This window comes from Streptomyces sp. NPDC056948 (genome assembly GCF_042674225.1).
GTDB lineage: Bacteria > Actinomycetota > Actinomycetes > Streptomycetales > Streptomycetaceae > Streptomyces > Streptomyces purpurascens.
Genome location: NZ_JBHUQX010000433.1, coordinates 1 through 7,606 on the forward strand (window position 1 = coordinate 1; position 7,606 = coordinate 7,606).

Consider the following 7,606-nt stretch of genomic DNA (forward strand, 5'->3'; position numbering starts at 1 on the left):
TTCCTCGCCAACCCGGATCTGGTGACCAGGCTGCGGCTCGGGGCGCCCCTGAACGAGATGCGCGACCGGTACTTCATGTACGTGGGCGGGGCCGCCGGTTACACCGACTACCCCGCCCTGGACACTCAGCCGTCGAGCGAGTCGATCGTGGCGTTGGACGCCGGCCGCGTCGCCTGAAGGCCACGGGCCACGTCCTCGGCCGCGCCCAGCACCCGTACCGCGTTCTTCCAGGTCAGCTTGGCCAGGTCGGCCTTCGACCAGCCGCGCTCCAGCAGCTCGGCGAGGAGGTTCGGGTAGCCGGAGACGTCGTCCAGGCCGTCCGGGGTGAAGGCCGTGCCGTCGTAGTCGCCGCCGATGCCGAGGTGGTCGATGCCGGCGACCTCGCGCATGTGGTCCAGGTGGTCGGCGACCGTCGCCACCGTCGCGACCGGGCGCGGCTGCCGCTCCTCGAAGGCGCGGTGGACCTTCATGGCCTCCGCGGTGGTGTCGAGGTGGTGGAAGCCGTGGGCGCGCATGTTCTCGTCGGCCTCGGCTGTCCAGTCCACGGCCGCCTGGAGCACGAACTTCGGCACGAACGTCACCATCGCGACACCGCCGTTGGCGGGCAGCCGCTCCAGGACGTCGTCCGGGATGTTGCGCGGGTGGTCGCACACGGCCCGCGCGGAGGAGTGGGAGAAGACCACCGGGGCGGTGCTCGCGTCGAGCGCGTCCCGCATGGTCGTCGCCGCCACGTGGGAGAGGTCGACGAGCATGCCGATGCGGTTCATCTCCCGGACGACCTCGCGGCCGAACGCGGTGAGGCCACCGGCCCGCGGCTCGTCGGTCGCGGAGTCCGCCCAGTCCACGTTGTCGTTGTGGGTGAGGGTCAGATACCGCACACCGAGCCCGTGCAGACCGCGCAGGGTGCCCAGGGAGTTGGCGATGGAGTGGCCGCCCTCCGCCCCCATGAGGGAGGCGATACGGCCCTCCCCGCGCGCGGCCTCCATATCGGCGGCCGTCAGCGCGGGCCGGAGGTCGGCCGGGTGGCGGGCCAGCAACTGCCGTACGCAGTCGATCTGTTCGAGGGTGGCCGCGACCGGGTCCGGCGAGTCCGTACGGACGTACACCGACCAGTACTGCGCACCGACCCCGCCCGCGCGCAGCCGCGGGATGTCGGTGTGCAGATGGGCGCTCTGGTCGGCGGCGACATCGCGGGCGTCGAGGTCGTAGCGGACCTGTTCGCGCAGCGCCCAGGGCAGGTCGTTGTGGCCGTCGGCGACCGGGAACTCGCGCAGGAGTTCCCGGGCTGACTCCAGGGAGGTCATCGCCGTCACTTCCCCGCGCCGAAGCCGAAGCCGCCCGAGCCCTCGACCTTGGAGCGCAGCCGCTTGCCCTTCTCGGTGGCCTGGTCGTTCAGCTCCTGCTGGAACTCGCGCATCCGGCCGCGCAGTTCCTCGTCGTGCGCGGCGAGGATGCGGGCGGCCAGCAGACCGGCGTTGCGGGCACCGGCGACGGAGACCGTGGCGACGGGGACACCGGCCGGCATCTGCACGATCGACAGCAGGCTGTCCATGCCGTCGAGGTACTTCAGCGGCACGGGCACGCCGATGACCGGCAGCGGGGTGACCGAGGCGAGCATGCCGGGCAGATGGGCGGCGCCGCCGGCCCCGGCGATGATCACCTTGAGCCCGCGGCCGTCGGCCTGCTCGCCGTACGCGACCATCTCGCGCGGCATGCGGTGGGCCGACACGACGTCCACCTCGTAGGGGATCTCGAACTCGTCGAGGGCCTTCGCGGCGGCCTCCATGACGGGCCAGTCGGAGTCCGACCCCATGACGATGCCAACAACAGGGCTCATTCGGTGATGGTGCCTCTCAGGTAGCCGGCTGCGTGACGGGCGCGCTCCAGCACGTCGTCGAGGTCGTCGCCGTAGGTGTTGACGTGTCCGACCTTGCGGCCGGGCTTCACGTCCTTGCCGTACATGTGGATCTTGAGCTGGGGGTCGCGGGCCATGCAGTGCAGGTACGCGGAGTACATGTCCGGGTAGTCGCCGCCGAGGACGTTGACCATGACCGTCCATTCGGCGCGCGGGCGCGGGTCGCCGAGGGGCAGGTCCAGGACCGCCCGGACGTGGTTGGCGAACTGGCTGGTGACCGCGCCGTCCATCGACCAGTGGCCGGAGTTGTGGGGGCGCATCGCCAGCTCGTTGACGAGGATGCGACCGTCGCGGGTCTGGAACAGCTCGACGGCGAGGTGCCCGACGACGTCGAGCTCCTTGGCGATGTTCAGGGCCATCTGGGAGGCCCGGACCGCGAGGTCCTCGTCGAGGTCGGGGGCCGGGGCGATCACCGTGTCGCAGACGCCGTTGACCTGGCGGGACTCCACGACCGGGTAGGCGACGGCCTGGCCGTGCGGCGACCGTACGACGTCGGCGGCGAGCTCGCGGAGGAAGTCGACCTTCTCCTCGGCGAGCACGGGGACACCGGCCTTGAACGGGTCGGCGGCCTCCTCGACGGAGTCGACGACCCACACGCCCTTGCCGTCGTAGCCGCCGCGCACGGTCTTCAGGACGACGGGGAATCCGTCGCCCTCCGCGGCGAAGGCCGCCACGTCCTGCGGATCGGAGACGATCCTGTGTCTGGGGCAGGGCACGCCGATCGCGTCGAGCTTCGCGCGCATCACGCCCTTGTCCTGGGCGTGCACGAGCGCGTCGGGGCCGGGGCGCACGGGGATGCCGTCCGCCTCCAGCGCCCTGAGGTGCTCGGTGGGTACATGTTCGTGATCGAAGGTGATCACATCGCACCCGCGGGCGAACTCGCGCAGCGTGTCGAGGTCGCGATAGTCGCCGATGACGACATCGCTCACGACCTGCGCAGCCGAGTCCTGCGGGGTGTCACTGAGAAGCTTGAACCTGATGCCCAGCGGGATGCCCGCCTCGTGTGTCATACGAGCGAGCTGGCCACCGCCGACCATGCCGACTACCGGAAACGTCACTCCCTCAGGGTATCGGCCGCGCCAGGGTGGCCGGTTTCCTGCCCCTCCCCGGCCCGGCCCGGACCATCTCCGGCCGTCCACCGGTATCCGCAGGAAGATCGCGCGGGAGGGTGGTTAGCATGGCTGGGTTGACGCCAACTGAGGGACGGGGGCCTGTACGACCATGGGACATGGTGCCTCGCGGCTCCGACGGCTCGTTCGCGAAGTCGCCAAATTCGGCGCGGTGGGCGGGGCCGGGGTGCTGGTCAACCTCCTCGTGTTCAACCTGGTACGGCATGTCACCGACCTCCAGGTGGTGCGCGCGAGCGTCATCGCGACCGTCGTCGCGATCATCTTCAACTACGTCGGCTTCCGCTACTTCACGTACCGCGACCGCGACAAGAGCGGCCGCACCCGGGAAATGACCCTGTTCCTGCTGTTCAGCGCGGTGGGCCTGGTCATCGAGAACGGCGTGCTGTACGCGGCGACCTACGGCTTCGGCTGGAACACCCCGCTCCAGAACAACATCTTCAAGTTCGTCGGCATCGGCATCGGCACGCTCTTCCGCTTCTGGTCGTACCGCACGTGGGTCTTCCGCGCGCTCCCGGCCCGGACGACGGCGTCGGACACCGGCTCGACGGTGGACCAGGAGCGGAACAAACAGCGGGTGCCGTAGCCGACAACACGACAGGCCCTAGCGGACCGTCGGCTCGTCCTCGTCCGTCAGCGTGATCTGCGCGGCTGTGCGGGACAGGAACAGGCCGAAGACCGGGGGCTTGGTCTGGAGCATTTCCAGGCGCCCGCCGTCCGCTTCCGCCAGGTCGCGGGCGACGGCCAGGCCGATGCCCGTGGAGTTCCGGCCGCTGATCGCCCGCTCGAAGATGCGTGCGCCCAGGTCGGCGGGGACGCCGGGGCCCTCGTCCGTGACCTCGATGACCGCCTGGTTGCCGGTGACCCGGGTACGCAGCGCCACCGTGCCGCCACCGTGCATCAGGGAGTTCTCGATCAGCGCGGCCAGCACCTGCGCGACCGCGCCGGGCGTGCCGACCGCCTCCAGATGCCGCTTGCCGGAGCTGACGATCGCCCGGCCCGCGCTGCGGTACGCCGGCCGCCACTCGGCGAGCTGCTGCTGGATGACCTCGTCGAGGTCGAAGGTGACGGCGGAGCCGGTGCGCGGATCGCGGGAGTTGGTCAGCAGCCGCTCCACGACGTCCGTCAGCCGCTCGACCTGCGTGAGCGCGATCGTCGCCTCGTCCTTCACCGTGTCCGGGTCGTCGGTGAGGGTGATCTCCTCCAGCCGCATGGACAGGGCCGTGAGCGGTGTCCGCAACTGGTGGGAGGCGTCCGCGGCCAGGCGGCGTTCGGCGGTCAGCATGCGCGCGATGCGCTCGGCCGACCCGTCCAGCACGTCCGCCACCCGGTCCAGCTCGGGCACGCCGTACCGCTTGTGCCGCGGGCGGGGATCGCCCGAGCCGAGCCGCTCGGCCGTCTCCGCGAGGTCGGTCAGCGGCGACGCCAGCCGGTTCGCCTGGCGGACCGCCAGCAGCACCGCGGCCACCACCGCCAGCAGCGCGACCAGCGCGATGATCAGCAGCGTCCGGCCGACCTCGCGGGTCACCGAGGAACGCGGCTCCTCGACAGTGACCGTCTCGCCCTCCTCACCGGGCGCGGTCGCGCTGATGACGTCACCGGACGGCTTGTTGCCGACCTCGATGGGCGCCTCGCCGGGGAGCCGGATCACCGCGTAGTAGCGGTCCTGCGTGACCTGTTCGCGCAGCACCTCGGCGTCGACCTGCTGGGCCCCGAAGAGCCGGCTGTCGACGATGCTGGCGAGGCGGACCGCCTCGGACTCCACCCGTTCCTGGGCACTGTTGCTGATCGTCCGGGTCTCGACGATGACGAGCGAGACACCGAAGACGGCGATCACGACCAGCACCACGGCGAGCGTGGACTGGATCAGTCGGCGGCGCATGTCCTGTTACCCGTGCCTGCCTGCCCTGCGGCTCAGCTCTTCTCGAAACGGAAGCCCACACCGCGCACGGTGGCGATGTAGCGGGGGTTGGCCGCGTCGTCGCCGAGCTTCTTGCGCAGCCAGGAGATGTGCATGTCGAGGGTCTTGGTCGACGACCACCAGGTCGTGTCCCAGACCTCGCGCATGAGCTGGTCGCGGGTGACGACCCGGCCCGCGTCGCGCACCAGCACCCGCAGCAGGTCGAACTCCTTGGCGGTGAGCTGGAGCTCCTCCTCGCCCATCCAGGCGCGGTGCGACTCGACGTCGATGCGCACGCCGTGCGTGGCGGGCGGCTGCTGCGGCTCGGCGGCACCGCGCCGCAGCAGGGCGCGGACGCGGGCGAGCAGCTCGGCGAGCCGAAAGGGCTTGGTGACGTAGTCGTCGGCGCCCGCGTCGAGCCCGACGACGGTGTCCACCTCGTCGGCGCGCGCGGTCAGGATGAGAATCGGGATGGTGTGGCCCTCGCCACGCAGGCGGCGGGCCACCTCGAGACCGTCCATGCCGGGCAGACCCAGGTCGAGCACGACCAGGTCGACGCCGCCCTGCAGTCCTGCGTCGAGAGCGGTGGGGCCGTCCTCACGCACCTCGACCTCGTAGCCCTCCCGGCGCAGAGCACGGGCCAGCGGCTCCGAGATGGACGCGTCGTCCTCGGCGAGCAGTACACGGGTCATGGAGAGATGGTAGACCTGCGAGGCCCTGAGCTGGGGTGTGACCGGAAGCCTTGATTCTTACCGCTGGCATACCCACTTCTTACGTTCCGGGGGAACGTGGACGAACCTCTGCCTATGGGGTGCGATCCTGGTAAGGACCTTGGAAACGGGGCTCATGGTTCCCCTGACACCTGTGATCCTCCTCTCAAGTCCTTCCATATGCGGCTGTGTCCTGCCGTATGGTGAATCAACGCCTGTAGCCCTAGGCGACCTTCTGAGGCTTCTCTGCCTCGAAGGTCTCTTTTGTGTCGGGCCTCGTCGTGCGGCGACGCGCGTAGAGGCGTGGACCCCACGTGGACCCCGGTGGCGACCGCCCACCGCTCCGTGCCCCGGAGCGGACCCCCGTAGGCGTCGGGCGGACGGCCGTACGCACCGGTGCCGGCAGCCCCCCACCGGGCGCACCACCGCTGTCGCGGGGCGCGTCCCGACCAGCAAGGAACGACCATGGCGTCCAGCCTGACGAAGGACTCGGCCCGCCCGGGCACCCCCGGCTCCGAGAAGACCTTCTTCGGCCACCCCCGCGGACTGGCCACTCTCTTCATGACCGAGATGTGGGAGCGGTTCTCCTACTACGGCATGAGGGCCCTGCTCCCGCTGTACCTGGTGGCCCCGGGTGGGCTGCACCTGCCCGCGGGCACGGCGACGGCGATCTACTCCGTGTACGTGTCGCTGGTGTACCTGCTCGCCATGCCCGGCGGCTGGTTCGGCGACCGTGTCTGGGGGCCGCGCAAGACGGTCGCCATCGCCGGCGGAATCATCATGCTGGGCCACCTCACGCTGGCCCTGCCCTCCTCCGGCACCTTCTACGCCGGCCTCGGCCTGGTCGCGATCGGTTCGGGTCTGCTGAAGGCCAACATCTCGACGATGGTCGGCCACCTCTACGACGGACCGGACGACCCGCGCCGCGACGGTGGCTTCACCGTCTTCTACATGGGCATCAACCTCGGTGCCTTCGCGGCGCCGCTGATCATCGGCACCATCGGTGAGAGCGTCGACTGGCACCTGGGCTTCGCGCTCGCCGCGCTCGGCATGGCGCTGGGTCTCGTCCAGTTCCTGATCGGCTCGCGCAACCTGGCCGAGCGCTCCGGCGTCGTCCCGACGCCGCTGTCCGGCGAGGAGAAGGCCTCGACGCTGCGCAAGGCGGCGATCTGGGCCGGTATCGCGGTCGTCGTCTACGCGATCGTCGGCTTCTCCGGCCACTACACGCTCAACTGGATCCTGGTCCCGCTGACCCTGCTGGGCGTGATCATCCCGACGATGGTCCTGGTCCGCATCAAGCGCGACAAGGACCTGGACCGCGCCGAGCAGTCGAAGATGTCCGCGTACATCTGGTTCTTCGTGGCCGCGGCCGTGTTCTGGATGATCTACGACCAGGGCGGCTCGACGCTGTCGATCTTCGCGGACTCCTCCGCCGAGAACAGCGTCTTCGGCTGGGCGTTCCCGGTCTCCTGGTACCAGTCGGTCAACCCGGTCCTGATCATGGCGCTGGCCCCGGTCTTCGCCTGGTTCTGGCTGGCGCTGAACCGGCGCGGCAAGGAGCCGAGCACGATCGTGAAGTTCGGCTCGGGTCTGGTCCTGGTCGGCGCGTCCTTCTTCCTCTTCCTGGCCCCGCTGTCGATCGCCGGGGGCGGTCACAAGGCGGCGGCGCTGTGGCTGGTGGCGATCTACTTCACGCAGACCGTCGGTGAGCTGCTGCTCTCCCCGGTGGGTCTGTCGGTGACGACGAAGATGGCTCCCGCGAAGTACGCCTCGCAAATGATGGGCGTCTGGTTCCTGGCCGTCACCGCTGGTGACGCCACGACCGGTCTGCTCTCCATCGCCGGGGTCGACCTGAACAAGACGAACATCGTGGCTCTGGAGGCCACGCTCGCCGTCCTCGCCGGTGGCGCGGTGTGGATGTACCGCAAGAAGGTCAAGGAGCTCATGGGCGACG

General features: G+C 70.0%; 7 protein-coding genes and 1 pseudogene. 3 read left to right on the forward strand and 5 right to left on the reverse strand.

What is annotated here, in order from left to right:
- A pseudogene (locus ACFTZL_RS37250) lies at positions 1-177 on the forward strand (alkene reductase); the annotation flags it as partial.
- Here the strand turns inward: ACFTZL_RS37250 and ACFTZL_RS37255 are convergent.
- Genes ACFTZL_RS37255 through ACFTZL_RS37265 form a run of 3 tightly spaced genes read right to left on the reverse strand, consistent with a single transcriptional unit; the run spans position 126 to position 2,973 of the window.
- Complete coding sequence (locus ACFTZL_RS37255; protein WP_382592526.1) at positions 126-1,304, reverse strand: dipeptidase; 1,179 nt, start codon at positions 1,302-1,304, stop codon at positions 126-128. The pseudogene ACFTZL_RS37250 and the gene ACFTZL_RS37255 sit on opposite strands and share 52 nt — an antisense overlap.
- Positions 1,305-1,309: 5 nt before the next feature.
- Positions 1,310-1,837 (reverse strand): 5-(carboxyamino)imidazole ribonucleotide mutase, encoded by a 528-nt coding sequence (purE, locus tag ACFTZL_RS37260; RefSeq protein WP_189726736.1) that lies wholly within the window; start codon positions 1,835-1,837, stop codon positions 1,310-1,312.
- Complete coding sequence (locus tag ACFTZL_RS37265; protein ID WP_382592531.1) at positions 1,834-2,973, reverse strand: 5-(carboxyamino)imidazole ribonucleotide synthase; 1,140 nt, start codon at positions 2,971-2,973, stop codon at positions 1,834-1,836. The genes purE and ACFTZL_RS37265 overlap by 4 nt, the downstream gene beginning before the upstream one ends.
- A gap of 163 nt (positions 2,974-3,136) precedes the next feature.
- On the opposite strand from ACFTZL_RS37265, the gene ACFTZL_RS37270 reads away from it, so the two are divergent.
- Positions 3,137-3,628 carry a GtrA family protein gene (locus tag ACFTZL_RS37270; RefSeq protein ID WP_382592534.1) on the forward strand — a complete coding sequence of 164 codons (492 nt, stop codon included), beginning with the start codon at positions 3,137-3,139 and terminating at the stop codon, positions 3,626-3,628.
- A gap of 18 nt (positions 3,629-3,646) precedes the next feature.
- On the opposite strand, the gene ACFTZL_RS37275 is transcribed toward ACFTZL_RS37270, so the two are convergent.
- Positions 3,647-4,924, reverse strand: coding sequence for an ATP-binding protein (locus ACFTZL_RS37275; RefSeq protein WP_382592537.1), 1,278 nt, complete (start codon positions 4,922-4,924; stop codon positions 3,647-3,649).
- A 32-nt stretch (positions 4,925-4,956) separates the two neighbouring features.
- The gene (locus ACFTZL_RS37280; RefSeq protein WP_189726740.1) at positions 4,957-5,634 is read right to left on the reverse strand and encodes a response regulator transcription factor; all 678 of its coding nucleotides are present in this window, start codon (positions 5,632-5,634) and stop codon (positions 4,957-4,959) included.
- Positions 5,635-6,117: 483 nt separating this feature from the next.
- Here ACFTZL_RS37280 and ACFTZL_RS37285 point away from each other — a divergent pair.
- On the forward strand, positions 6,118-7,606 hold a 1,489-nt coding region (locus ACFTZL_RS37285; RefSeq protein WP_382592541.1), incomplete at its 3' end, for an oligopeptide:H+ symporter.

Bases quoted from the DNA above. Each gene is read 5' to 3' on its own strand.
- ACFTZL_RS37255 (WP_382592526.1), bottom strand. From the start codon at position 1,304: ATGACCTCCCTGGAGTCAGCCCGGGAACTCCTGCGCGAGTTCCCGGTC.
- purE (WP_189726736.1), bottom strand. From the start codon at position 1,837: ATGAGCCCTGTTGTTGGCATCGTCATGGGGTCGGACTCCGACTGGCCC.
- ACFTZL_RS37270 (WP_382592534.1), top strand. From the start codon at position 3,137: ATGGGACATGGTGCCTCGCGGCTCCGACGGCTCGTTCGCGAAGTCGCC.
- ACFTZL_RS37275 (WP_382592537.1), bottom strand. From the start codon at position 4,924: ATGCGCCGCCGACTGATCCAGTCCACGCTCGCCGTGGTGCTGGTCGTG.
- ACFTZL_RS37280 (WP_189726740.1), bottom strand. From the start codon at position 5,634: ATGACCCGTGTACTGCTCGCCGAGGACGACGCGTCCATCTCGGAGCCG.